Annotated in this window: 17 protein-coding genes and 1 other RNA gene; 13 read left to right on the top strand and 5 right to left on the bottom strand. The window is 38.7% G+C overall.

Translation table 11 applies throughout. The annotated features are described in order from the left end of the window. Nucleotides 1–6 precede the first annotated feature (6 nt). Nucleotides 7–1,410, bottom strand: a complete 1,404-nt coding sequence (locus tag ESZ36_RS07155; protein ID WP_146785596.1) for a cache domain-containing protein — start codon at nucleotides 1,408–1,410, stop codon at nucleotides 7–9. Nucleotides 1,411–2,449: 1,039 nt separating this feature from the next. Here ESZ36_RS07155 and ESZ36_RS07150 point away from each other — a divergent pair. The 5 genes from ESZ36_RS07150 to ESZ36_RS07125 all read left to right on the top strand — a co-directional run bounded on the left by ESZ36_RS07150 (nucleotide 2,450) and on the right by ESZ36_RS07125 (nucleotide 8,724). Continuing rightward, nucleotides 2,450–3,490 (top strand): DcaP family trimeric outer membrane transporter, encoded by a 1,041-nt coding sequence (locus tag ESZ36_RS07150; protein ID WP_146785594.1) that lies wholly within the window; start codon nucleotides 2,450–2,452, stop codon nucleotides 3,488–3,490. Nucleotides 3,491–3,520: 30 nt separating this feature from the next. Continuing rightward, nucleotides 3,521–4,585, top strand: a complete 1,065-nt coding sequence (locus ESZ36_RS07145) for a TRAP transporter substrate-binding protein (RefSeq protein WP_146785591.1) — start codon at nucleotides 3,521–3,523, stop codon at nucleotides 4,583–4,585. Nucleotides 4,586–4,943: 358 nt separating this feature from the next. Beyond that, a complete protein-coding gene (locus tag ESZ36_RS07135) occupies nucleotides 4,944–5,492 on the top strand; it encodes a TRAP transporter small permease subunit (RefSeq protein ID WP_011042102.1) in 549 nt (182 codons plus the stop codon). Nucleotides 5,493–5,494: 2 nt separating this feature from the next. Further along, the gene (locus ESZ36_RS07130) at nucleotides 5,495–6,883 is read left to right on the top strand and encodes a TRAP transporter large permease (protein ID WP_146785589.1); all 1,389 of its coding nucleotides are present in this window, start codon (nucleotides 5,495–5,497) and stop codon (nucleotides 6,881–6,883) included. 167 nt (nucleotides 6,884–7,050) lie between these two features. Beyond that, entirely contained in the window at nucleotides 7,051–8,724 is a 1,674-nt protein-coding gene (locus ESZ36_RS07125; RefSeq protein ID WP_146785586.1) for a methyl-accepting chemotaxis protein, read from the top strand. A 411-nt stretch (nucleotides 8,725–9,135) separates the two neighbouring features. On the opposite strand, the gene ssrS is transcribed toward ESZ36_RS07125, so the two are convergent. Together ssrS and ESZ36_RS07115 are read right to left on the bottom strand one after the other, a co-directional pair. Continuing rightward, a non-coding RNA gene (gene ssrS / locus ESZ36_RS07120) (6S RNA) lies at nucleotides 9,136–9,317 on the bottom strand. Nucleotides 9,318–9,486: 169 nt separating this feature from the next. Continuing rightward, nucleotides 9,487–9,795: a cell division protein ZapA gene (locus ESZ36_RS07115; RefSeq protein WP_101153472.1), complete on the bottom strand. Its 309-nt coding sequence runs from the start codon at nucleotides 9,793–9,795 to the stop codon at nucleotides 9,487–9,489. 203 nt (nucleotides 9,796–9,998) lie between these two features. Between ESZ36_RS07115 and ESZ36_RS07110 the strand changes: the two genes are divergently transcribed. The 8 genes from ESZ36_RS07110 to ESZ36_RS07075 all read left to right on the top strand — a co-directional run bounded on the left by ESZ36_RS07110 (nucleotide 9,999) and on the right by ESZ36_RS07075 (nucleotide 21,895). Further along, complete coding sequence (locus ESZ36_RS07110; RefSeq protein WP_146785583.1) at nucleotides 9,999–10,601, top strand: UPF0149 family protein; 603 nt, start codon at nucleotides 9,999–10,001, stop codon at nucleotides 10,599–10,601. A gap of 161 nt (nucleotides 10,602–10,762) precedes the next feature. Then, nucleotides 10,763–12,097, top strand: a complete 1,335-nt coding sequence (pepP, locus tag ESZ36_RS07105) for a Xaa-Pro aminopeptidase (RefSeq protein WP_146786151.1) — start codon at nucleotides 10,763–10,765, stop codon at nucleotides 12,095–12,097. 192 nt (nucleotides 12,098–12,289) lie between these two features. Continuing rightward, on the top strand, nucleotides 12,290–13,588 hold the full coding sequence (gene ubiH, locus ESZ36_RS07100) for a 2-octaprenyl-6-methoxyphenyl hydroxylase (RefSeq protein WP_146785580.1): 1,299 nt from the start codon (nucleotides 12,290–12,292) through the stop codon (nucleotides 13,586–13,588). A gap of 214 nt (nucleotides 13,589–13,802) precedes the next feature. Continuing rightward, nucleotides 13,803–15,155 (top strand): UbiH/UbiF/VisC/COQ6 family ubiquinone biosynthesis hydroxylase, encoded by a 1,353-nt coding sequence (locus ESZ36_RS07095; RefSeq protein ID WP_146785578.1) that lies wholly within the window; start codon nucleotides 13,803–13,805, stop codon nucleotides 15,153–15,155. 629 nt (nucleotides 15,156–15,784) lie between these two features. Then, entirely contained in the window at nucleotides 15,785–16,873 is a 1,089-nt protein-coding gene (gcvT, locus tag ESZ36_RS07090) for a glycine cleavage system aminomethyltransferase GcvT (protein ID WP_146785575.1), read from the top strand. Nucleotides 16,874–17,003: 130 nt separating this feature from the next. Further along, a complete protein-coding gene (gcvH, locus tag ESZ36_RS07085; RefSeq protein ID WP_146785572.1) occupies nucleotides 17,004–17,393 on the top strand; it encodes a glycine cleavage system protein GcvH in 390 nt (129 codons plus the stop codon). A 275-nt stretch (nucleotides 17,394–17,668) separates the two neighbouring features. Beyond that, complete coding sequence (gene gcvP / locus ESZ36_RS07080; RefSeq protein ID WP_146785569.1) at nucleotides 17,669–20,566, top strand: aminomethyl-transferring glycine dehydrogenase; 2,898 nt, start codon at nucleotides 17,669–17,671, stop codon at nucleotides 20,564–20,566. A 135-nt stretch (nucleotides 20,567–20,701) separates the two neighbouring features. Then, nucleotides 20,702–21,895 carry a DUF3644 domain-containing protein gene (locus tag ESZ36_RS07075; protein WP_146785566.1) on the top strand — a complete coding sequence of 398 codons (1,194 nt, stop codon included), beginning with the start codon at nucleotides 20,702–20,704 and terminating at the stop codon, nucleotides 21,893–21,895. A gap of 924 nt (nucleotides 21,896–22,819) precedes the next feature. On the opposite strand, the gene ESZ36_RS07070 is transcribed toward ESZ36_RS07075, so the two are convergent. Both ESZ36_RS07070 and ESZ36_RS07065 read right to left on the bottom strand, forming a co-directional pair. Next, complete coding sequence (locus ESZ36_RS07070) at nucleotides 22,820–23,455, bottom strand: sulfotransferase family protein (RefSeq protein ID WP_146785564.1); 636 nt, start codon at nucleotides 23,453–23,455, stop codon at nucleotides 22,820–22,822. A 383-nt stretch (nucleotides 23,456–23,838) separates the two neighbouring features. Next, nucleotides 23,839–25,362 (bottom strand): DUF3360 family protein, encoded by a 1,524-nt coding sequence (locus ESZ36_RS07065; protein WP_146785560.1) that lies wholly within the window; start codon nucleotides 25,360–25,362, stop codon nucleotides 23,839–23,841. Between the last annotated feature and the right edge of the window lie 518 nt (nucleotides 25,363–25,880).

Below are 25,880 nucleotides of genomic sequence, written 5' to 3'. Positions count from 1 at the left end.
TTCATTTTATTTTTCACTGGCATTACTAGCGTTAAAACGTAGTTGTGATTGCGGTATGCGGGCTGAAACTTTGGTGCCACCATGTTCTGATTTAACCGTTAAATCTCCTTGATAAAAGCTTAATCTCTCCTTCATATTGCGCAGACCAATACCTTGATGAACTTTAGTTTTCTTGTCTCGGCTCTTATCGTAACGTTGATAATCAAAACCTTGGCCATTATCAATAATTTCGAGTACTAACCAACTTGGCATTAGCTTCAAGGTGATGCTAACTTTTGACGCATTGGCATGACGTTCAATATTGGTTAAAGATTCTTGAGCAATTCGGTATAAGGCGGTTTTAACTTCAGTAGATAATATGTTTCTAAGCGATAAACGCTCTACGTCAACTTGAATATCAGTACGCTGAGAAAAGTCTCTACCCAACTCTTCTAAAGCCGCACCTAAGCCATAATCTTCGAGCAAGCCTGGATGCAGTTGATGTGAAATAGCGCGGATATCACCCATTATTTTGCAAATAAGTTCCATGGAACGCTCCATTTCATTACTGGCATCATCATTGTTTTGTTGTTTTAACTGTGCTGTTTCTAAGGAGAATCGAGCTGCAGCAATCGTTTGACTAATGCCGTCATGTAGCTCTCGTGATACCCGTTTACATTCTTCTTCTTGCGTTTGAAAAATACGTTCATTAAGTTCACGTAATTTTCGATTAGCCAATTTCCTTTCACTGAATCGAATAAATTGACCGGTAAAAAATATGGTGATAACGGCTACTAAACCAATAATAAGCGTCATCACTGAAGTATTTCGAATATGTTTACCTATGGAAGCATTTAACACCGCAATTTCTTGATCAATGTCGTCAATATAAACACCAGTGCCTATCATCCATTGCCAATCTTCTAACTCTCTTGAATAACCAATTTTTTTACCAACTTCGCCGCCTTTTGATGGTTGATTAAAAACATAGTTAAGATAACCACCACCACCTTTTGCATTTTCAATAAGGCCTCGAATCAGTTTCACGCCGTTTCTATCTTCAAGATCAAGCCAGTTTTTACCAATGCGCCATTCTTGTCCAGGTATGAGCAGTGCCGTTCCATCAAAGTTATAAGCAAAAAAGTAACCGTCTTTACCAAAACGCATATTAGATAATACTTGCTTAACTAACGTCTGCGCTTGTTCATTACTTAGATTTTTATTTCGATAAATATGTTCTGTAGCACCTTCAGCGAGTGCAACGTAGTTACGTAATTCGTCTTTACGGTGACTCATCACGCTATGACGATACTCATTAACGGTTTGTTCAGATAAAGACTGATACTGTACTTGTGTAAAGATGAGCACGGCAACCAGCGCTAATACCAAAGGTACAATAGTAACCAGTTGTAATTTTAAATTAATATTCACTTAATAACCCTTATTCTCAAGTCATGTTATTTAGCATGACTATGACTATACCCAATCACTTTAAATAGTGACTTTCATTAATAGCTTCTAATAGTGTTACTTTATCCATGTAATCGATTAACGATTGCTAATCAATATTGGCATGATGTGATAAGCCAATTTAACCGCTCCTGCTATTACTATAGCTAGCTCTGCAATTTTTCGTACTTGTTCTTTTATTGATGAGGTGCGCTTTTCATTTATTTATGGAGTGATAACTTTTAAAACTCACTAAATAAATGACAACTTGATGAAGAAATTAAACCGTTTGCTATAACATATGGTAATTGTTTTAAAACTATAGACGGTCAATTTTGACTTAAGTATTGGCAGTGATTGTTGATTTATACCAGTCAATTTTTAATCAGATTATTGAGTCTATACTTAATGTGACTCTTTAATAATGGCGTATTGATTAATTTTTTATTTCCAAAAAGCATGTAATAGCTACTATTTACTAATAAATTAATGTTGATTTACTGATAGTTGAGGTGTGCATATACCCGTCACTAATCAAGATGCATGTTTCAGAGTGCTTGAGCTATTTCAATTCAAGGCGCTGTGATGAAATAATGGGCAGCTTAATTAGCGAGAATTTTTCCTACTGTGTTAAGTCTATTAATCCTATATACCTATACATCACTCACCAGATTAACGGCACAAGCTGATGATTCATTATATTGTTAGCGAACAGCTCTATTAACTGCGCAATAATTCAATTCAATTCAAAACTCATCTCATTTCCGTCATATAACTTGTCATGAAACTCCTCATCAATCTCCTCAAGTAACTAAGTGTTTAATTAAATTACTTTGTTATTTTGCATTTGTGATGGTTTTTTGAACGGTATTTGCCCGGTTTTTGGTAAAACTAAGTGTAAACACGTAGAAAAAATACGTACATTCGCCGATTACGCGTAGAGATAATTTTCAATATTGTATACCTAGCACTAAGCGAGATGATTCAAATCATCCAAGTCTCAATAAATAAGGTAACAATAATGAAAAATATAATAAAATCCGGTTTTATGTTGGCAGCAATAGTATCAGCACCGTCATATGCAGGTTATACGTTTGATTTAGGCGATAAAGATTCTATTACTTTCGGTGGCTTCATCAAAGCAGACATACGTACTGTTAGTGGTGATGTAAGCGCTCCTGCAACGGGCAATGATTACTGGATTGGCGCTGCCTCAGTTACAGATGATATTTCAACAACCAAATTTACAGCTAATGAAACACGTTTTAATGCCAAATATATTCATGGTGATGTTACTGGCTTTATTGAATTAGATTTTTACGGTGGTGGTGGCAACCAAATTATTTCAAACTCATCACATCCTAGATTACGTCACGCGTTCATAAAATATAAAAATATCACTGTGGGTCAAACATGGACCACCTTTATGAATACCAGTGCTATACCTGAATCTGCTGATTTCGGTGGGCCTTTAGTTGCTGAGTCATTCATCAGACAAGGTCAGATTCGTTATACAAATGGCGGCTTACAAGTATCTTTAGAAAATCCACATTCAGACAAAGGTGATAACACCCAAGATTCAATACCAGATTTTATTGCTAAATACACCTTTAAAGGTGACTGGGGTAATGTGTCAGTTTCAGGTTTAGCACGTCAATTAAATACTGTTGGTGGCGATACAGTGTCTGCTGCTGGTTTTGGTGTTGCTGGTCGTATTAAAACTTTCGGCAAAGATGATTTCCGTTTCCAAGTACACGGTGGCAAAACTGGCCGTTATGTTAGCGTAGTTACTGCACGAGATTTAGTCGGTGAAGAAGCAGAACAATCAACATCAATAATGGCTTCTTACCGTCATTTTTGGACTGAAGATATGCGTTCAACCGTTTATTACGGCACCACTGATACTGATCTAGGTAACGTTAAAAATAACCACGTGGCAGTTAATCTATTCAAAAATTACACTAAGCAACTTTCTTTTGGTGTTGAAGTCGGTAATTTTGAAATGTCGACAGTCAATAAAAACTCAAACTACTTACAATTCACAGCAAAATACGTCCTTTAATTTTTCACTAAACACTACAGGAGAAAGACGATGAAAAAATTTCCTTTATTATTATTAAGTACTTTAATTGCAGGCAGTTTCTCAGGTGCTGCTATGGCTGAAAAGAAAATGCTTCTTAAGACGCCTATTTATTATAACTCGGTACTACCAAGCTTAGGTTCAACGATTAAGTATGTATCTGACAATATTCAGACATTAAGTGGCAACACGTTAAAAATGAAAATTTACGAGCCTAATAAACTCGTTAACCCGAAAGAAATACTTGATGCGGTATCTACAGGTAAAGTACAAGCTGGTTATGCAACAGCAGGTAACTGGGGCGGAAAAATCCCCGCGGCTCGTTTATTTTCAGCAGTTCCTTTTGGTCCAGAAGCGCCTGAATATTTAGCTTGGTTCTATCATGGCAACGGCAATAAATTGCATCAGGAGTTGTATGATGACAACAACCTCAATGTAAAAGTGCAAGTGTGTGGTGTTTTAGCTCCTGAAACTTCTGGTTGGTTTAAAAACGAAATTAACAAACCTGAAGACTTAGCTGGTTTAAAGATGCGTTTCTTCGGTTTAGGCGCTCTTGTCATGGAAAAATTGGGTGTTAGTACCGTTGGTTTACCTGGTGGCGAAATATTCCCAGCAATTGAAAAAGGTGTTATTGACGCCACTGAGTTTTCAATGCCGGTTGTTGATCAACGTATAGGCTTAAAGAAACTGCTTAAATATAACTACTTCCCTGGTTGGCATCAACAAGCCACGATGATGGAACTCATTATCAATAAAGATACATGGAAGAAGATGAGTGAACGTCAACAATCAGTGATTGAGCACTTATGTAAATCAGCAACGTTAGAATCTATTGCACTTGGTGAAGCAGTTCAAGCACCAGTAATGAAGCAAAATGTTGAAGATGGCGTAATAAACAAATATTGGTCGCCTGAAATGCTAACGACGTTTAAAACTAAATGGGATGAAGTTGTTATTGAACAATCGGCAGAAGATCCTGCCTTCAAGAAAATACATGATGACTTAGCTAAGTTCCGTAAATCTTACGATTTATGGGAATCAAACGCTTTCTTACCCCGCCCAAAACCGAGCCTTTAAGTTTATACCCGATCCACTTGAAGATGCTCGTTTCAGGAAGTCTGAGCTATTCATACTTAAGGAACATTTTTTTATTAAGGGTTATTCCCTTAAAAAGAAAGGTAACGCAGAGTATGATTTGCCCAGCCTTCCCCCAAAGGGCTGTTTTAGAAACGATTTATGCTGCGTTATTGATTTAGACAATGGAACAACCATTCTCTTCAATCAATGTCTTGCCTAAAGGCGTTTCTAATTCCAGCTGAAGCATGCAGCTTCAAGTGGAACGGGTATACCAGCTTACTTACGTGCAGTAACTCCCATTACTTGCACAACCTAGAGCCTTCGGGTTCTAGGTTTTTTATTGAATTAGGAGAATCTTATGACTGATTCATTTTCTAAGCCTACCAACTCAGTAGCACGATCAATGTTAAAAACAGCCGACATTTTTGAGGCCATTATTCTTAAAGTATCTGCTGTTTGTTGTTGGTCTTCAGCGTTATTAATTGCTGTCATTATCCTTAATGTAACCATGCGGTACGGCTTCAACAATGGACTGATTTTATTTGAAGAGATTCAATGGCATCTATATGCAATAGGTATCATGTTCGGTTTATCGTATGCCGAAATAACTAACTCACAAGTAAGAGTCGACGTTGTTGCCTCAATGCTGAAACCTAAAACAGTACTGAAGTGGGAAATATTTGGTGCAGTCTTTTTTATCTTTCCAACCATTTTTGTCATTTTATTTAATAGTTTCGATTATGTAGCCAATTCATACATGCTTGGCGAAAGTTCATCTTCACCCTTAGGTATGCCATTTCGATGGGCAATTAAAGCGGCGATCCCTGCAAGTTTTATCTTGTTAGCTATGGCTGTGCTCGCACGTATGTTCCGAAATATTATTACCATAACCCAAAAGGAGACGTGATCATGGCTATTAATGAAATTCTAGTTATCAGCATGTTTTTAACCTTCATTGTCTTTCTATTTACTGGTATTCCAATCGCCTATGTCCTAGCTGGTGTTGGTATTCTATTTGGTGGTATAGGCTATCTGTCAGATCTGCATTTGGATACGTTTACCGGCCTTGATTTAAATGTGCTAGGTCTATCTGTTTCCCGGATATTTTCTTTAATGGAAAACTGGGTGTTGGTTGCCTTGCCCATGTTTATTTTTATGGGATTAATGCTCGATAAATCAGGCGTTGCTGAACGCATGATGATGGCAATGCAAGAGCTTTTTGGTCGTGTTCGTGGTGGTTTAGGTATCACGGTAACCTTAATAGGCATTATTTTAGCTGCCTCTACTGGCATTATCGGTGCTTCTGTTGTATTACTTGGCTTGTTATCTATTCCTGCCATGATGAAGCAAAATTATTCAAAAACGTTCGCTACAGGTATTGTGTGTAGTGCGGGTTGTTTAGGTATTTTAATACCACCAAGTATTATGTTAGTAATCATGGCTGATCAACTAGCGCTGTCTGTTGGCGATTTATTCACTGCCGCAGTATTCCCAGGACTAATGTTAGGTGTAGTATATCTTGCTTATATTTTAGGCTTATCATTCTTTAAACCTGAAGTCGCTCCTGCTCCAGAAAATCGCCGCCCACTGACAGCAAAAGTATTAGTAGAAGTCTTCAAAGCTATACTGCCAACGCTTGTATTAATTATTGCGGTATTAGGTTCTATTTTTGCAGGTATTGCCACACCGACCGAAGCTAGTGGTGTTGGCGCATTAGGTGCAACCATCTTAGCTGCAATGAATAAGAAACTTAATTTCAAAGTATTTCACGAAGTGTTGATGGCCTCATATAAAACGACGGCTTATATCTTTGCCATTTTTATTGGTGCAACCATTTTTTCATTGGTTTTACGCGAATTAGGTGGCGATGAATTTATATCAAGCATGTTAACGGGGTTACCTTTTGGTCCATATGGCGTGTTATTTGTTATTCTTGCCATCGTATTTTTATTAGGTTTCTTATTAGACTGGATAGAAATCACCTTAATAGTACTTCCATTATTGGCTCCTGTTGTTGCGGGATTAGATTTTGGCATAGGGGCTGTTAACGGATTAGATCAACCTGTTTTAGTTTGGTTTGTCATGTTAATCGCCGTTACGCTGCAAACTTCGTTTTTAACACCACCTGTTGGTTTCGCTTTGTTCTATTTAAAAGGTGTTTGTCCACCAGAAATCAAACTAACCGACATTTATAAAGGCGTAGTACCCTTTATAATATTGCAATTATTGGGTCTTGGGGCGTTAATTATGTACCCAGAAGTTGCCTTGTGGTTACCTTCTATGGTCTATGGTAAATAACGTTTTAGCGGCAATGAGAATGATAGAGCTTTAAGGTGAATCAATAATAGCCTTAACGCTCTAATATTCTACATAATAATGCATTACTTTAGACTAACTGCGTATTTAAGTACTAAAATTCTAGTGTATAATTTCAATTTTTTCGGTAATTTAATTTAGGTAGGATTATGTTCAAATCACTTAGAGTACAGATATATGCATTAGCATTTATACCATTTTTATTTGTTGCTTTATTGGGGCTATATCTTCAGTTCAGTTCACTTAATAGTTTTGGTGAAGATGTCACTAAATTAACTGAAAAAACGATATTAACTATTGAAAAAGACCGCTTAAAAGCAATTATTGATTCAGTCGAGTCTCTTATCCAACCTTATGTTAATCAATCAGGCACCGAAGGTTATGATGAGGCGTTAAAAATGTTATCTCACCTGACCTTCGATCAAGGCTCTGGTTATATATTTGCCTACAAAAATGATGGCGAAAGAGTATTGATGGGTAATAAAACTGCAGGGATTGGTAAAAATTATTGGGACCTTCAAGATAAACAGGGTCAATATATTATTAGAGATTTAGTTCAAAAAAGTAAACAAGGTGGCAGCTTTTATACTTATTGGTTCCCTAAGCTAAATGAAACTGAAGCTTCACCTAAATATAGCTACGCCATTTATATAGATAAATGGGATTTAATGATAGGAACAGGATTTTATATTGATTCTATGGACGAAGTTATCGCTTCTATTGATGAAACAATTTCTGCTTCTCAAAGTAGTAATATTACTAAAAGCCTAGTAACCACACTGATTATTGCGCTAATTGTCGGTTTTATCGTTACCTTTGCTATTAAACTCATTTACAGTGCCCTTAAAAACTTATCTTCATCCGTGGAAGCTTTAGCAAATGGTGAAGGAAATTTAACGCAGACTATAGTTAATAGTCCTATTGATGTTTTAAGTGATATTGCGAATAACTTTAATCGCTTTCTAAAAGCACTCGGTGGTGATATTCGTAATATTAAACAAACCAGTGTCAACTTGGCTGAGATGGCGGTTCAATCAACAGAACGTCAACGTAGACTCGAAGATTCTTCAGATCAACAAATGCAAGAAACGACACAAGTTGCTAGCGCCGTTGAGGAAATGGCTTCAACATCAGCAGAAATTGCTAATAGCGCTGAAGTGACGCGTACTTCAGCTGAAAAAGCTGAAAAAGAAATGCAAAATGTTCTTACACAAGTGCACTCTTCAAATCAGCGCATGAATGAACTCAATTTATTACTCGAAAATGTTGAACATTCAGTACAAGATCTCGGTAGTAATGTAGAATCAATTAACTCTGTACTTGGTGTAATACAAGGGATTTCTGAACAAACAAATTTACTGGCGTTAAATGCTGCTATTGAAGCTGCGCGTGCCGGTGAGCAAGGACGAGGTTTTGCTGTTGTTGCCGATGAGGTTCGAACTTTAGCGCAAAGATCTCAACAAAGTACTGTTGAAATTTCAGATATTTTAGACAGTTTGAAAAATAGCTCTCAACGTACTATTCAAGATATGAGCGAATCTGCAGATAAAAGAGCTGCGGTGTCTGACGCGATGTCAGCCATTCGAGGTCTTATTGATTCTACTTCAGAGTCAATAAAGGAGCTAACAGAAATGAATATTCACGTTTCAACCGCTGCTTCTGAGCAATCAGATGTTGCTAGTCAGGTAGCTGAAAGCATTACTGGCATTGCTAGCCTCGCAAAAGAAATTGGTGAAGGTTCTTCCGTTTCTAGAGAAAAGTTTGAAGAGCTTGAATATCTCTCTCAAGAGCTTAATCAGGTTTCTGATAAATTCGTTGTTTAGCTAATGTTTTAAGCTTGTGAGTGTAGGTAATTAAATAAAGGGGAAAGTGAAAGCTTTTCCCTTTTTTGATCTGAGCATAAAGGATAAGACAAAGGGTTGTGGCATGTTGTTCAAAGCATTACGCGGAAATATCGCTGATATTTGATTGTTCTTGGGGAAAACATTTAAAGAGGAAAAGTCGCTTCCAAGGTGCCGCAGCTCACATTTGTCCTGAACACTGGGTGCTTCTCTAGAGTTGTGCGGAAATATCACTGATATTTGATTATTCTTGGGGAAAACATTTAAAGAGGGAAAGTCGCTTCCAAGGTGCCGCAGCTCACATTTGTCCTGAACACTGGGTGCTTCTCTAGAGTTGTGCGGAAATATCACTGATATTTGATTATTCTTGGGGAAAACATTTAAAGAGGGAAAGTCGCTTCCAAGGTGCCGCAGCTCACATTTGTCCTGAACACCGGGTGTTCAGGGCGGAAATATCATGCTAACCGTAGGCTTCCCGATACGAGCCGGGCTTGCGCAAAAGTTAATAGTCAACTTCCTTAGGTAAAACTTATCGGCTCAGGGACATAGTTCACACACAAACACCCCAGAAGACAAACTTAGTATAGCGAAAAAAATATCATCGAATAAGCTTTATTTTGTAATTTTTAGTTGAGTGATGAGTATTTATTCGTTCTGTTTTATTTTTAGGCTTTAACTACCATCAAGGTAGGCGAAGGAAATAAAAAGTACTGAGAGGGGATGTAAAGAGTAAGCGACTAATGATTAAGCGATTTTTTTCTTTGTATGGGAAAGGGCTTGTTCTATAGTTGATTGCAATAACATAATTTTTTGTTGATTATCTTCTTGTTCAATTTTTAATTGCTGTTGAGCTTTCAGTAAATCATTTGCCAAATTTAAGGCTGTCATCACTAAGGTTTGCTCTGGAGTACTGATTACTTTGCTAGCACCAGCTTTGATTAAACGATCACTTAATTCTTGCGCCGCAGATAATAAGGCGGTTTCTTGCCCTATTGGGCAAGCTATTTTTAGCTTGCGATCAACAATGTTGATTTCTACGGTTCGTTGCGACATTTACACAAAATTCCAAGTATTATTAATAATATAGGTAAGATCAAAGCTATTTTGGCTTATTATTTTTAATGATAGCGATGCTGAGCTCCCTATGCAAGTAAATAGCGCGCTTTATGGTCATTTTCTGTTATTTTCCTTTTCTGTCATTTTCGGCAGTGATACCATTACTTCCCATAACTCCCTGCAAGTATAGAAAGTAAATCATGACTGAAATAACCTCAAATAACGATACCGACAATAACTTAATCGACTTTGCTACGATGCAAGCCATTTTGACTAGCGAAGATGTAAAGTCCCATGCCAGTGAACTTCATGGTGTATTAACAGGGTTAGTTTGTGCTGGTTTTGAATTTGAAGATCAAGGTTATGTAGCCATGCTACATGATTTATTTAATGAGGGTGATGGCTTTCCAACCGCAGTTAAAAAAGCACTCAAGCAAATGTATAGTGAATTGTGGAGCAGCATTTTAGATGACAGTTATAGCTTTAACCTTTTACTACCCGATGACGATGATTCTATCGCTGAACGTGGTCATGCCCTAAGTGTTTGGGTGCAAGGTTTTAACTTAGGATTTGGTTTACAGCAAAAAGATAGTCCAGTTGTTTCTGACGAAGTTAAAGAAGTACTGACTGATTTTGGAGAAATTGCTAACTTATCTGATGAAATGGAAGAAGATGAAGATACTGAGCAAGCGTATTTTGAAATTGGGGAATATGTTCGAATCTCTGCTTTATTATGTTTTAGCGAACTAGCGACACCGCCAAATAATGAAAGCAACAACACAGACAAAAAGATAATTCACTAACTTTACGGTTTGCAAAGTACTTTCAAATAACTGTTAACGAAATACAGTCAATAATTACCTCTAGCAAAATAAGCACAACATTGAATAGGCGCGAATATTACATGACCACTATACCTTTAAATGAAACACCTTTAAGTAAAGTACCGTTAAGTAAATTACCAATGAGCCAGTTACCATTAAGTGACTATGCAAAACATCGCGCTGCATTCATGGCTAAATTGCCAAATAATAGTATTGCACTGTTTCCTGCTGCCAGTGAACTTACCCGCAGTAACGATACCGAATATGCGTTTTGTCAGAATAAAAACTTCTTCTACTTAACGGGGTTTAATGAGCCTGATGCTTTGTTAGTTTTACTTAAAAATGAACAAGGCCAAAATAAGTCTATTTTATTCTCATTACCTAAAGATGCCTTACATGAAATTTGGCAGGGCAGACGCATTGGTCAAATCAAAGCTGTGCAAGATTATGGTGTTGATGAAAGTTTTGAAGTAACAGATGTTGAAAACCTACTGCCTGATTATCTTGACGGTAAAAACCAAGTGCTGTTTGGTTTTAATGATCATGATTTTGCTGCGCAAGTTTTTACTTGGTTAAAACAAGTTAAAAGTAACCTACGTCAGGGAGCTAAAACACCACAACATCTTGCGGATGCTGATCCTATAGTTGCAGAGTTACGTTTAATTAAAACAGAGAATGAATTGGCCTTGATGCGCCAAGCGAATCATATATCTGGCTTAGCACATCAACGTGCTATGCAAAAATGCCAAGTGGGCAAATTTGAGTACCAAATGGAAGCCGAAATTCTTCATGAATTTGCTCGCCATGGTGCTAGACACCCAGCTTATGCCAGTATTGTTGCTGGCGGTGATAACGCCAATATTCTTCATTACACCGATAACAGCGATGTATTGAAAAATAATGAGTTATTACTTATTGATGCCGGCGCTGAATTATCGGGTTATGCCGCAGATATTACCCGTACCTTCCCAGTTAACGGACAATTTACCGTTGAGCAAAAAGCCATTTATCAATTAGTGCTCGATGCTAAAAACCTTGCTATCAACGCCATTAAGCCGGGTATGTCTTTTGCCAAGTTAAATGTATTAACTAATGCATTTTTAACGCAAGGTTTAGTGGGTTTAGGCATAATTGAAGGCGATTTAACCGAACTAATTAGCGATAAAAAAGTAAAAGAATACTTTATTCATGGCCTTGGTCATTGGTTAGGGTTAGATGTTCATGATGTTGGTGATTATTATATTAATACCGACAGAGAACAGCTCCGCGCCTTTGAAGTAGGTATGGTCATGACTATCGAACCGGGTATTTACATTCCACTGAGCGATTCAAGTGTCGAGGCAAAGTGGCGCGGTATTGGTGTACGTATTGAAGACAATATTGCCGTAACTGCAACGGGTTTTGAAAACCTTACAGCTAATTCGCCACAAACGATTGAAGACATTGAAGCTTTGATGATCAAAGTGACAGCATAATTTATCTGCGACTTTACCAGGTAATTTCTCTGAGAATTTGTTAAGCCTTATATTTTATTCATTTACGTGGCTACATCAATAAAGTGCTAGCACAATTTCAGTAAAATCATGGCAACGGCTAACTTACGTTAACGATAAAACGCTAATAGCATTACTAATACGAACACTACTATCAATAATAAGATGAACGCTATGGAAAACAGTAACCAACATTTTGATGTCATTATCTCAGGCGGCGGCTTATCTGGTAGCTTAATGGCGTTAAGTTTAAGTCAACTTTCTAAAAGCGATGGTAGCTTATTATCCATCGCTATTATTGAAGCCCAACCTTTTAGTCAAACCAGCTCAGCAGATGAAAGTTCTCTTTTTGATGAACGTGTTTTAGCACTATCTCACGGTAGCGCTAGATACCTAGCTAAGCTTGGTGCATGGCAATATCTAAAAGATGATGCCAGTGCAATTACGGATATTGATATTTCTGATCGTGGTCACTTTGCCAAAGCAAGGTTAACGGCAAAAGAATATGGCGTTAATGCCCTTGGTTATGTCATCGAAATGGCACTTATTGGTAAAGGGCAATTAAAAGCACTAAGTGACCATACGATCAAAGCCACAAATGGCACTGGTGTAAAAAAGAACATTCACTGGTTTAGCCCAGATTCAATAGCTGACATTAATTGGCAAGATAACAACACTAGCGATACTGACAAGGCACAGGTAAAGGTTACGCTTAACTCAGGTAAAATCTTGTCAGCAAAGCTACTACTTGGTTGTGATGGTGCTCAGTCACCGGTAAGAAAGCTCGCCAATATTGACGTCACTTGTGATGATTATCAGCAAGTCGCATTAATTGCTAATGTCTCAACCAGCAAAGCACATCATCATAAAGCATTTGAACGGTTTACCCCGTTTGGCCCTATTGCCATGCTTCCGTTAAAACCATTAAAGGCAAAGTCCTCAGCTGCTGGTGCATCACGTTGCTCACTAGTTTGGACGATGACGCCAGAGCAAGCAGCAGAAACTAAACACTTAAGTGATGATGATTTTAAAGTTGAGTTAGAGCGCGCATTTGGTAGCTACCTCGGCGCAATAACGCATGTGGGTAAACGTGATACTTACCCTTTGGTGTTATTACAAGCACAACAGCAAACCTATCACCGCATGGCGTTGGTGGGGAATGCCTCACATACTATTCACCCCATTGCCGGGCAAGGTTTTAACCTAGGCTTACGCGATGTTGCGGTGATGGCTGACCTCGTTAAAAACGCCTTGGCAGCAGGAGAAGATATTGGTAATTTTGCCTTATTACATAGTTACCAAATGAATAGAGCTAAAGATCAGCAGCAAGTTATTCAATTAACTGATTCGTTAGTAACATTGTTTGCGAATGATTTACCTCCATTAGTCGTTGGCCGAAATATTGGCTTACAAGCACTTAATGTTATTTCGCCGCTTAAAGATGCTTTGGTTAAGAAGACTATGGGTTATTAGATTAGCCAGAGTTAATATGACAAGAAATAGAGAAAACACTAGATCCTCGAACAAACATTTCGAGGATGACGACTGCAAGTATTGGTGTTTTTAATCTCAAACATGATGGTGTTATCTATCGCAGTGAACGCTGCTCGACTATAGATAGGCGTCATCCCCGTGGTCACTTAATTAAGAGTCCATGTGACATTATTTGAATTCAAGAAGAGAGAAAATGCAAAAATTTGATGTGTTAATTGTCGGTGCAGGCATGGTGGGTTTAACGCTTGCGTTAGCTTTACGTAAAAATAGCCAGCTAGAAATTGCCATGGTAGATACCTTAGCTGTCCCTGAACTTGATGAAAATATAGATGTTAGAGTGAGTGCTATTAATGTAGCCAGTAAAAATATCTTTGCTAACTTAGGCGTTTGGTCTGCTCTTGAAAACAGCCGAGTACAAGATTATCAGCACATGCATGTTTGGGATAAAGCTGGATTAGGGAAACTCGACTTTTCAGCCAAGGACAGTGCTAGCTTCCCCTCGGAAGATAACCTTGGTTGGATCATCGAAAATAAAGTGATTCGCCACGCATTATGGCAACAAGCTGAACTTGACGAAGGTATTCACTTTTTTAATGACAATAAGTTAGCCAGCCTTAGTCAAGGTGACAGTGAAGTATTTGCCACTTTTGCCAATGAACCCTGTTCTCATGATTCTGCTGTTCATAACTCTGCAAGTAATGGCAGCAGCACACCAACAGCACCTATTATTGCTAAACTTGTCGTTGGCGCAGACGGTGCTAACTCGTGGGTACGTCAGCAAATGAACATGGCGATGATCTTTAAAGATTACGACCACCACGCTATTGTTGCGACTGTAGAATGTCCACAAGGCCATAAAAATACAGCTTGGCAAGTCTTCTTACCGACAGGCCCATTAGCCTTTTTACCGCTAAAGTCTGTAAAGGCAGGAAAATCAGAATTGTCGACACAGGGCTCAGCTGACTCGGTAAATAATTTATGTTCTATCGTCTACTCGACCTCTCCAGAGGATGCAAAACGTTTAATCGCGCTTGATGCCATTGAATTTGCTAAAGAGTTAACGGCAGCCAGTGACGGTAAATTAGGTGATATTACCCTTAAAAGTGAGCGTTTTACTTATCCATTAACCATGCGTTTAGCACAAGACTTTGTTAAAGACCGCGTAGTGCTTATTGGCGATGCTGCTCATACCATACATCCACTTGCAGGGCAGGGCGTTAACTTAGGCTTACTTGATGCCGCGGCCTTAGCGCAAACCTTAACTGCAAAACTTAGTGAACATGATGAAAGCCATGCTGAACTCGTTAATACCTCAGATCTTAAAGCGTTCTCTCGCTGGCGTAAAAGTGAAGCCACTGAAATGATCACTGCGATGGCTGGCATAAAACAAGCCTTTGCTCCGCAACAATCACCCGTTAAATTACTACGTGGTGTCGGCATGAATATTCTTAATAACTTTGCCCCTGCTAAAAACCGCCTTATCGCACAAGCATTAGGTATTAAAGCAGACCTTCCAGAACTCGCTTATCAAAAAGACGCACTGTAACGTTACTAATAAATCAGTTAATAAATCAGTTAACAGATCAGCTAATAGATAAAGTAATAGAAAGGCTAATAAGAAGATCACTTGCCAGGGTATAGCAACATAGTTATACCCAAATTAAATAATATACAGGCCTCAACTAGAGTTAGTAACGCCGGTAAATAAGGCTTTTACTGAAGTTTCTCCTGCATTAACTCATCAAGTTCTTCCTCTACCGTCTACACTTTCCAATAAGCTGCACCTAGATAACGTCTAGGTCGAAATCAACAAGCTAATATAAAGCATTGCTCACTTAACTATTCAAAAAGGCCTGAGAAGACAAATTATTCTTGTCATATTTATTAAAAAACTATCCATTTAAAAGACGAGATCTTGAGCTTTAGTCGCTCAATAGTCCTAAAAAACGCATCTTCAAGAAGAACGACCATAAAATCTTATTGGCTTTTATTTGTTCTATGCCTATATCACCGAGCCAATAATGACATTAATTTTGTAATGCGGATGTTTTGAAAATATAATTCTGATTTTGAATAAAACTTGGGTTTATATTTTAAAAATTTGGATTTTTCTGTTGAATCAACAGTAAGTGACAGCTATAATCAGTTAACTTTGTAAATTCTTAGGTGGAACACATGACTAATAAAACAGTATTACATGCAAAGCATTTAGCTTCAGGCGCAAAAATGGTTGATTTCTTTGGCTGGGATATGCCTATCAACTACGGCTCTCAAATTGAAGAGCATCACGCAGTAAGAACCGATGCCGGCATGTTTGATGTTTCACACATGACGATTGTTGATGTGCAAGGCGCAGATGCAAAAACTTTCTTACGTCGTTTAGTGATTAACGATGTTGCTAAGTTAGCAACACCGGGTAAAGCGTTATACACAGGTATGTTAAACGAAGAAGGCGGCGTGATTGATGATTTAATCATCTACTTCTTCTCAGATACTGATTACCGTTTAGTTGTTAACTCAGCTACACGTGTAAAAGATCTTGCTTGGATGACTAAGCAATCTACAGGTTTTGATATCACTATCACTGAACGTCCTGAATTTGGCATGCTTGCCGTGCAGGGCCCAGAAGCGAAAGCAAAAGTAGCTAAACTATTAACAGCAGAGCAAATTGAAGCTGTTGAAGGCATGAAACCATTCTTTGGTGTGCAAGTAGGTGATTTATTTATTGCCACTACAGGTTATACTGGTGAAGACGGTTACGAAATTATAGTACCAAACAGTTCAGCTGAAGATTTTTGGCAAAAGCTATTAGACGAAGGTGTAGTTCCTTGTGGTCTAGGTGCTCGTGATACACTACGCTTAGAAGCTGGCATGAACCTTTACGGTTTAGATATGGACGAAACTGTTTCTCCATTAGCCGCTAACATGGCGTGGACAATCAGCTGGGAACCTACAGACCGTGACTTTATCGGTCGTGACGTATTAACAGCACAAAAAGCAGCGGGTGATCAACCTAAGCTTGTTGGTTTAGTACTAGAAGAAAAAGGTGTGCTTCGTTCACACCAAGTTGTAGTGACTGAATTTGGCAATGGTGAAATTACTTCTGGAACTTTCTCGCCAACGTTAGGCCACAGTGTTGCTTTAGCACGTGTTCCACGTAGCGTGAAAGTAGGCGATACAGTCGAAGTTGAAATGCGTAAAAAACTGATTAAAGTTCAGGTTACAAAACCTAGTTTCGTTCGTAACGGCAAAAAAGTTTTCTAATTGAAAATTAAATTAGATGTTCTATATTATAGAGTAGCTAATCTAAATAATTATTCTACAGAGTAACTTAACGTGAAAACGTGGTTACTTTATTCTAAAAAAATTAAAATTTTAAACAGGAAAAATAAAAATGAGCAACATTCCTTCAGAATTAAAATATGCAACTTCACACGAATGGGTTCGCGTTGACAGTGACGGTATCGCTACAGTTGGTATCAGTGAACATGCCCAAGGCCTTTTAGGTGATATGGTATTTGTTGAATTACCTGACGTTGATGATTCAATCAGTGTTGGTGATGATGTTGCAGTTGCAGAATCAGTAAAAGCAGCTTCAGACATTTACGCACCAGTTTCAGGTACCGTTGTTGCAATCAACGAAGCACTTGAAGACGCTCCAGAGTTACTTAACTCTGACGCTTTTGGTGAAGGTTGGTTATTTCAAGTTAAACTTGACGATGTAAGTGAGTTAGAAAACTTACTTGATGCCGAAGGTTATAAGAACTCTATCGACGAAGATTAATTTTCGGTCACATTCAGCGTTTAAGCGGCGTTGCTTTTATTACTCGTCTAAATTACTTAGTTTACTAAGTTCAATAGACTCATAATTTTAGCGCCTTGCCTAAAAGCCGATTGTTTACGAAAAAATTTTAGCTTCCCTTATCAGATTTAGGCGACACTGCCTAAACATTGATTACCTTAGCTAAAAAATTAGTTCTTAATATTAAGCCTCTCACTAATTAGGTTTGAGGCTTTCTTTTATTCTAGATTAGTACAATTTATTTAAGTGAAACTTTTATGACTTCAAAAGCAACTGTTAACTCATTAGCTGAGTTAGAGCAAACTCAAGATTTTATCCGTCGCCATATTGGCCCTAGTGAATCAGAAACTCAAGCCATGCTAAATGACCTTGGCGTAGAATCTGTTGATGCGTTAATTGATGAAATCGTACCAAGCGATATTCGTCTTGCCGATCTTCCAAATGTTGAAGAAAGTAAAACTGAAGTACAAGCATTGGCAGATTTAAAAGCCGTAGCTAGCTTAAATAAAGTGAACGACACTTATATCGGTTTAGGTTATTTCGGTACCTTAACTCCGAACGTTATTTTACGTAACGTACTAGAAAATCCAGGTTGGTATACAGCGTACACGCCGTACCAGCCAGAAATTGCTCAAGGTCGTTTAGAGTCATTATTAAACTACCAACAAATGTGTATAGACCTTACAGGTCTAGAGCTAGCTTCAGCTTCATTATTGGATGAAGGTACTGCAGCAGCAGAAGCCATGGCATTAGCCAAACGTGTTTCTAAAAACAAAAAATCAAACTTATTCTTTATCTCAGATGATGTTTACCCACAAACTATTGACGTTGTTAAGCAACGTGCAGAAATGTTTGGTTTTGACATTGTTGTTGCTCCAGCTGCAGATGCTGCAGAACACGACATTTTCGGCGCACTTATCCAATACCCTGGCGCCTCAGGTCAAGTAACAGATTTAAGTGAATTGATTGCTAAAATTCATGACAATAAAGGTATTGTTGCAGTAGCTGCTGACATCATGAGCTTAGTATTATTAAAGTCTCCTGGTGAATTAGGCGCAGATGCTGTTATTGGTTCAAGCCAACGTTTTGGTGTTCCAATGGGTTACGGTGGTCCACACGCTGCATTCTTCACTACATTAGATAAGTACAAACGTTCATTACCTGGTCGTATCATTGGTGTTTCAAAAGATACTCGCGGTAAAAACGCACTACGTATGGCTATGCAAACACGTGAGCAACATATACGTCGTGAAAAAGCCAACTCAAACGTTTGTACAGCACAAGTATTACTTGCCAACATGGCAGCGTTCTACGCGGTTTATCACGGTCCTCAAGGTTTAAAAACTATTGCTAACCGCATTCACCGTCTAGCTGACATTTTATGTTTAGGTACAGCAACTAAAGGCTTAACAGCTGTTCATGCTAACTACTTCGATACATTAACGTTTAACGTTGATAACAAAGATGAAATCGTTGCGCGTGCATTAGCGGCTAACGCTAACTTCCGCACAGATGTTGACGGTCAAATCTCAATTGCATTAGATGAAACCACTACACGTAAAAACGTAGCACAACTTTTTGATATCTTATTAGGTGAAGGTCACGGTTTAGACGTGAACGACCTTGATGACCAAATTGTTGCTTCTGGTCACTCATCAATTCCAGCGTCATTAGTACGTGAGTCAGCAATCTTAACTCACCCAGTATTTAACTCGTACCACAGCGAAACAGAAATGCTTCGTTATATCAAACGTCTTGAAAACAAAGATTTAGCATTGAACCACTCAATGATTTCTTTAGGTTCTTGTACGATGAAGTTAAATGCAACAGCACAGATGATCCCAGTATCATGGCCTGAATTTGCTAACATGCATCCATTTGCACCAGTTGACCAAGCACAAGGTTACAAGGCAATGATTGATGAGCTAGCTAAATGGTTAGTTGAGTTAACGGGCTACGACAAAATGTCAATGCAACCTAACTCAGGTGCTCAAGGTGAATATGCTGGCTTAATCGCTATCAGCAAGTATCACGAAAGCCGTGGTGACTCGCATCGTAACATTTGTTTAATTCCAGCATCTGCTCACGGTACAAACCCAGCATCAGCAATGATGGTTGATATGAAAATTGTTATCGTTGCTTGTGATAAAGAAGGTAACGTTGATATGGCCGACTTAAAAGCGAAAGCTGAAGAGTTAGCAGACAACCTTGCATGTATCATGATCACTTACCCGTCTACACACGGTGTATATGAAACAACGATTGCAGAAATTTGTAACATTATTCATGACAATGGCGGCCAAGTTTATCTTGATGGCGCGAACATGAATGCTCAAGTAGGTTTAACATCACCAGGTTTCATCGGTGCTGATGTTTCTCACCTTAACTTGCACAAAACATTCGCTATTCCACATGGCGGCGGCGGCCCAGGTATGGGACCTATTGGCGTTAAGTCTCACTTAGCACCATTCTTGCCAGATCATGCGTTAATTAACGTAGATGAAGCAACTAAAGGTAATGGCGCGGTTTCATCAGCTCCTTTCGGTAGTGCTAGTATTTTACCTATCACTTACCTTTACATTGCCTTGTTAGGTAAAAAAGGTGTTACTGACGCAACTAAATACGCAATTACTAATGCTAACTACGTATCGAAAAAATTAAGCGAACATTACCCAATTTTATATTCAGGTAAAAACGGTCGTGTTGCACACGAATGTATTGTTGATTTACGTCCACTTAAAGCTTCATCAGGTGTTACTGAAGTTGATATGGCTAAACGCTTAATGGATTACGGTTTCCATTCTCCAACTATGTCGTTCCCAGTAGCGGGCACGTTCATGATTGAACCAACGGAATCAGAATCTAAAGTTGAGCTTGATCGTTTCATCGAAGCAATGGTTTGTATTCGTGATGAAGTACGTAAAGTTGAATCAGGTGAGTGGACAGCAGATAACAACCCACTACACAATGCACCACATACACTAGCGGATATTACTGAACCATGGGATCGTGCTTACTCGATTCAAGAAGCAGTATTCCCGGTAGCAGCAGTAGCGGCTAACAAATTCTGGCCAACTGTTAACCGTATTGATGATGTATTCGGAGACAGAAATTTAATTTGTTCATGTCCTCCAATTGAAAGCTACATTGACTAGTAACTAGTTGATATAGAATAATAAAAAGCGAGCTTCGGCTCGCTTTTTTTGTTTTTGTGTGTAATGTTATTTATAGGTTTTATTAAAGCAGGTCTTAGCCTAAAACACACATATTAAGCTCAAGGACAGAGATTCATGACGAAACAAGATAAACGGCACAATATTTTGAGTTTCTTTAGAGAAAAAGAAAAGCTTAATCAAACTTTTACGTACGCTGAAACAGCTAAAGCCACAGGTTATAAAGTTGATTCAATACGCAAGTTTGTTAGTGAACACTTAAAAGGAAAGTTTGTATTTCAAAAAAAAAGACCCAATTTGTATAGTCAAGGTCTACTGTCTATTAGTGATGATGACTTTTTGAGAATCACTTCTCAAAGTATTCAAGCGAAGATATTGACAGATGATCAGAAACTATACAATAAACTCATAAAAAGAAGCTTGAATGCCTTCACTGTTGCTTTAGAGGTTTACAATAGGCCAAGCTTAGAAAATAGAGTAGAAGCTTTCACTATTATGATGACAAATGCTTGGGAACTATTATTGAAGTCTCAAGTTTTGAAATCTAAAGGTTTTGACTCGTTAATCGATTCTGATGGAAAAAGTATTCCAATCAGTGAAGCTGTAAATTATAAGTATCCAAATGACAGTGCAGATAAAGATAACTTGAATCAATTAATATCATTAAGAAATGATGCTATACACCTCTTACTTCCTGAAATTCAGCCTCAATTATCCAGATTATTCCAGACTACTGTTCTGCTTTACCAAGAGGAGTTTGCTCATCAAGAAGGATATGCGCCTCTAGCTGACCAAAGTGTAGGAATGTTGAGTTTAGTTATTGATGGTCCAGAACCTGACATTGCATTGGTTAAAGAGGAATATGGAAATAAAACAGCTGTTCAAGTAAATCATTTTTTGGAAAAATTTAAAAAACTAGAAAAAAAACATAAGTCGAATCGTTTTGCTATTCATATTGAATACAAATTGGCACTTACAAAAAAGCCAGGGGTTGGAGATTTAACTTTTGGTACAGGACCTGATGGTACACATACAGTTTTTGTCGATCGACCAAAGAACTTAAAAATAACACATCCATTTTATGAAAAATCTGCAATCAATGAGATTAATGAAAAGCAATCCTTAAGTGTTATTACCAATTATTCATTTCGAGCTGTGGTTAAAAAACACAAAATTAAAAATAGAACTGAATATTTTGATTTGACTGACAGACCTCGCTATTCTGCAGTGTTTATAGAATGGTTTGTGAAAAACTTAACACAACCTAATTGGTTACAGAAATCATTACCAAGTAAAGTAATTAAGAATTAATGAAGCAGAGTCTATTTATTTAATTTGTCGCGGTGGCGACGACACCCAAAGGGGGCTAAACGCCGAGACCCCTTTGGAATCCCCCGGCGCTGCTAACAAACGTATTCTTCAATTCACTCAAGTGTATTCGACGTAACAGCGCTGAACGTGCATCCATGCACTACATCGCTTTGTTCATCATCCATGATGAACATACGTGAACACTTTCATTCATTTCAGCGTTTGTTCAAGCAGACTTAGCGCTTGTTGATCTTGTGTAATTTCTAACGAGTAAAAAGCTCTACTATTAGTTTGATAAAACAGAGCATCCAAAGTCTTCCATTCCCATCTCAGCAATTCAATCACCAACTAGCAAAGGTAGACCTCGACCCGAGACACGACGTCGAGGGCTGCCGTTGTTCATGGATGATAAATCGGCAGGTATCGTGGTTTACGCTAGTTGGTGATTGAATGTTCTGCTGAGTAGGGCGTCGCAGGGGTTCCAAGGGGAGGCGCGGCGGTACGTCGCCCCTTGGGTGCGGTGCCACCGCGACGTCAAACAGAAAATCAAACTCCAAGCCTATCAATTAATCACATGACAGATAAAGAGTGGACGCTCTGGGGATTGAAAAGGGGAGCGGAGCGGTTGTTCCCCTTTTCGTGCCGTCGCCACCGCGACGTCAAGCAGGAAATCAAACTCCAAACCTATCAGTTAACCACATGAAAGATAAATAGTGGGCGCTCTGGGGATTAATGTTTTATGAGCGAGTGTCCTAGTTGTTTGAGTGTCCTTGTTTACTTCTAGACCGTAGAAACAAAACAAATAAGTACCCAATGAATTATAAACGTATATGTTAAATGCTTAAGTTAATGGCATTGATAGGCAGTTATCAGACAATCAAGTAGGAGTTTTTCTCGATGTTTGTCTAACTTCTGAGTAGCGGATTACTTGTTAGCCGCGTAATAAAAATCAAAGTATTTTCTATGATCTACGCCAGCTAAGTTAGAGCTTATTTTATTCGGGTGTTTATAGTCTTTCCAGTTAGCTACATTGCGACCGACATTAAGTTTAGGGAAATCTATACTTCCCTCCTCTTCCATTTCTAAAAACTGTTTCATTTTCAGTAAACTACCTTGCTCACTTATATCTATCGTCAATAAGTTATCTCTCCCTTCAAAATACGAATAAACCATTTGCTGATGACGCTCATAGCAATCGCTTAATTCATGATAGTTTAAAGGCAATTCGACAGAGAATGTATCATGAAAACTGCGTTTTAAAATGGGATTAAATCGCCCCGTTTTCGGTTCTAAATGAGCCGCCATCTTTTCAAGTAACATGGTAATCGAAGGGAGCCATTTATCCATGTCTCTTGTTAAGTAGATAAATTTAGCCTTGGGAAATAAACCATCTAACTGTTGATAATCGCTAAAACAGGGGGAATCAGATATCGCATCCGCCACTTCAAACGTACGCTTGGTAAACGCGGTATGAGCTACAGCTAAGCCTAGTTCTAATAGTGCAACACTAATACTGGTAGTGCCCGTTCTAGGCAAGCCAATAATAAATATTTTAGACATCTGATACTACTCGTATTTAAAAAGTCGCCATTATAATCGCATGTACTCAATAGGTAGAGCTAAATATCAAAGAATAGGTAATACACAAGCATTATGCCGATAAGTTAAGCATAAAAGAGCTGCAAATCCCATCTCAGCAACTCAATCACCAACTAGCAAAGGTAGATCTCGACTCGAGACACACGTTACATGGATGTAACTTATTAGACAATATAGGAGCATATTGTCCTGACGTCGAGGGCTGCCGCTGTTCATGGACGACTATTACCACGAGCTTAGCGGTCGTTCCCCTTTTCGTGTGGTCGCCACCGCGACACCAAACAGTGCGGGCGATCGAGAGGATTATGAGATAAGGACGCGTCTAGCGCCCTTTATCTTAGTTATTATCCCAAACTTGGAATCAGTGCAGGAATGCCTGGTAACATGCCTACCGATGCCATTACGGCTGTTAACACAACAAACATAATACTTGGAATAACCCAACGACTCATTTTACTTAGCCCTGAGCTACGCTCTTTACACCCAACCAAACCAAGGTTGTCGAGCAACATAGTTAACGCCCAACCAAACGCTGGGTTAACCAATGCTGACGAAAATACCACAATAGCCGCAGACTGAGTTGTTTTACCCTCACGGGTCATTTCCATTCCGGCTTCAAGCAATGGGATAAATACACCCACTATTAATGCCACGCAAAGCACGGGTTGCCATATTGCCAAATCCATAGGATAACCCCATAACGCAGCGATGATGCAGAACAATGCAGTGAGTAAAGCGCCTGCAGGAATAGGTCGCTTAGCGATAGCTGCTGGTACTATATAGGTGCCCCAAGACGAGGTGAAGTTTGCTCCACCAAGCAGGGAACCAAAGGTTTGGCGGATAGACGCACTTGTCATGGTATCGTCAATGTTCATGTGTACTTTTTCAGTGCGCTCAGGGTAATTAATTTTTTGAAATACTTGATGTCCTAAGAAATCAGGCGACCACATTGCTACGGCTAAAATAGCAAAAGGTAGTACCACGACAAAACTTTCTATAGTCGGTAAACCAAGCATCCAACCGGTATTTTCGCCCCACCAATACATAGGATTCATGTTAGGTAAACCCGGACCCGTTTGAAACTCAAACGGCGCACCCATAGCAAAGGCGAGTGTTCCGCCAAGCAAACAACTCAAGGGCACTGCTAACCAACGTTTTCCCCAATGTTCAAGTAATGCATACAAAATTATCGTACAAAATATAACGATAAAGGCAATGTGTGCCATACCTATTCCATCTGCCCAAGCGAACAGTTTATTGACTTGTGAAATGGTACCGACAAAGCCAAGGTAGAGTAATAAACCACCACAAACGCCTTTACTGGTTAGGTTTGCTAGCATACTTCCGCCTTTACTAATGGCTAACAGTAAACCCAAGGCTCCAATGAGCAGTCCAAGCGCCATAGGATGACCACCTGCGGCAACCACAATAGGAATAAGTGGAATTAGCGGGCCGTGAGTGCCTGCTAGGTTAGCTGTGGGTAATATAAATCCTGAGAAAAGAATGATAAAAATAGAAACAATCAGTAATTCATAGCGGACATTTTCTAATATAAAGCCTTTATCAAGGCCAAGAGACGCGGCAAAGGTTGCTGCTATTGCGCCCACCATAACCACTTTACCAATAGTCGCTGCCATTGCTGGAATAGTATCTTCTAACTCAAATCGATAATCTCGAAAAGGTAAATTAGGTCGCCAGCGTTTGGGCGCCATTATTTGCAATTCGTGCTCTAAATATTCTTCTCGGCTATTGAATTCTGAACTCGGCTTATGTTTTTGTTGGTAACTAAATTCATCCCCATTTAGTTCATTCCCATTTTGTTGAGAATCACCTTTTTGCTCATGTGAGGCTTTTGACGTATTGCCCATTATTATTCCTTTTGCTCACTTACTAAAAAAGCGCTATATCATTTAAGTTGTACATATTTTATCTCAACGCAGCATACGTAGCTAACAGCAAAGGCCACGTATGACTAAGCAATTAGTCTCGAATATTGCACATTAATGTTTAAAAAGTGAGCATTTACTCTATTACTTCATTAGGTATAACTTCACAGTTAAAAGGAAAAGTAGAAAATGATTAGGAAATAGGGCGGTGATAATATCGATTTGTTAATAATCCCTGATGAAAAAACGTGAACACTTTCACTTTTTTCAGCGTTTGAAGAAGCAGAGTGGCTGCTTGTTGATATTGTGGAGCTATTAACTAACAAAAAGCTCTTTAGGTATTATTCTTATCAACAGAGATCAAAACCCCATTCCCATATCAGCAATTCAATCATGGATAGGATGTATTCCTGCCAAGGATTGATCATGGTTTAAAAACTGATGTTGTTATCTCTGATGGGGATGCTTTTTATCGGATTCAAGTTAAGTCAGTCGAGTCG

Source organism: Colwellia demingiae, assembly GCF_007954275.1.
GTDB lineage: Bacteria > Pseudomonadota > Gammaproteobacteria > Enterobacterales > Alteromonadaceae > Colwellia > Colwellia demingiae.
Note: the sequence above shows the minus strand (reverse complement) of the source record. Positions and strands in the feature narration are given on the sequence as shown.

What these genes read in the sequence shown, in the direction of transcription:
- ESZ36_RS07095 (WP_146785578.1), top strand. Translation starts at nt 13,803, where the DNA reads ATGCAAAAATTTGATGTGTTAATTGTCGGTGCAGGCATGGTGGGTTTA.
- ESZ36_RS07110 (WP_146785583.1), top strand. Translation starts at nt 9,999, where the DNA reads ATGACTGAAATAACCTCAAATAACGATACCGACAATAACTTAATCGAC.
- ESZ36_RS07115 (WP_101153472.1), bottom strand. Translation starts at nt 9,795, where the DNA reads ATGTCGCAACGAACCGTAGAAATCAACATTGTTGATCGCAAGCTAAAA.
- ESZ36_RS07145 (WP_146785591.1), top strand. Translation starts at nt 3,521, where the DNA reads ATGAAAAAATTTCCTTTATTATTATTAAGTACTTTAATTGCAGGCAGT.
- ESZ36_RS07125 (WP_146785586.1), top strand. Translation starts at nt 7,051, where the DNA reads ATGTTCAAATCACTTAGAGTACAGATATATGCATTAGCATTTATACCA.
- ESZ36_RS07135 (WP_011042102.1), top strand. Translation starts at nt 4,944, where the DNA reads ATGACTGATTCATTTTCTAAGCCTACCAACTCAGTAGCACGATCAATG.
- gcvP (WP_146785569.1), top strand. Translation starts at nt 17,669, where the DNA reads ATGACTTCAAAAGCAACTGTTAACTCATTAGCTGAGTTAGAGCAAACT.
- ESZ36_RS07130 (WP_146785589.1), top strand. Translation starts at nt 5,495, where the DNA reads ATGGCTATTAATGAAATTCTAGTTATCAGCATGTTTTTAACCTTCATT.
- pepP (WP_146786151.1), top strand. Translation starts at nt 10,763, where the DNA reads ATGAGCCAGTTACCATTAAGTGACTATGCAAAACATCGCGCTGCATTC.
- ubiH (WP_146785580.1), top strand. Translation starts at nt 12,290, where the DNA reads ATGGAAAACAGTAACCAACATTTTGATGTCATTATCTCAGGCGGCGGC.
- ESZ36_RS07150 (WP_146785594.1), top strand. Translation starts at nt 2,450, where the DNA reads ATGAAAAATATAATAAAATCCGGTTTTATGTTGGCAGCAATAGTATCA.
- gcvT (WP_146785575.1), top strand. Translation starts at nt 15,785, where the DNA reads ATGACTAATAAAACAGTATTACATGCAAAGCATTTAGCTTCAGGCGCA.
- ESZ36_RS07070 (WP_146785564.1), bottom strand. Translation starts at nt 23,455, where the DNA reads ATGTCTAAAATATTTATTATTGGCTTGCCTAGAACGGGCACTACCAGT.
- ESZ36_RS07075 (WP_146785566.1), top strand. Translation starts at nt 20,702, where the DNA reads ATGACGAAACAAGATAAACGGCACAATATTTTGAGTTTCTTTAGAGAA.
- ESZ36_RS07065 (WP_146785560.1), bottom strand. Translation starts at nt 25,362, where the DNA reads ATGGGCAATACGTCAAAAGCCTCACATGAGCAAAAAGGTGATTCTCAA.
- gcvH (WP_146785572.1), top strand. Translation starts at nt 17,004, where the DNA reads ATGAGCAACATTCCTTCAGAATTAAAATATGCAACTTCACACGAATGG.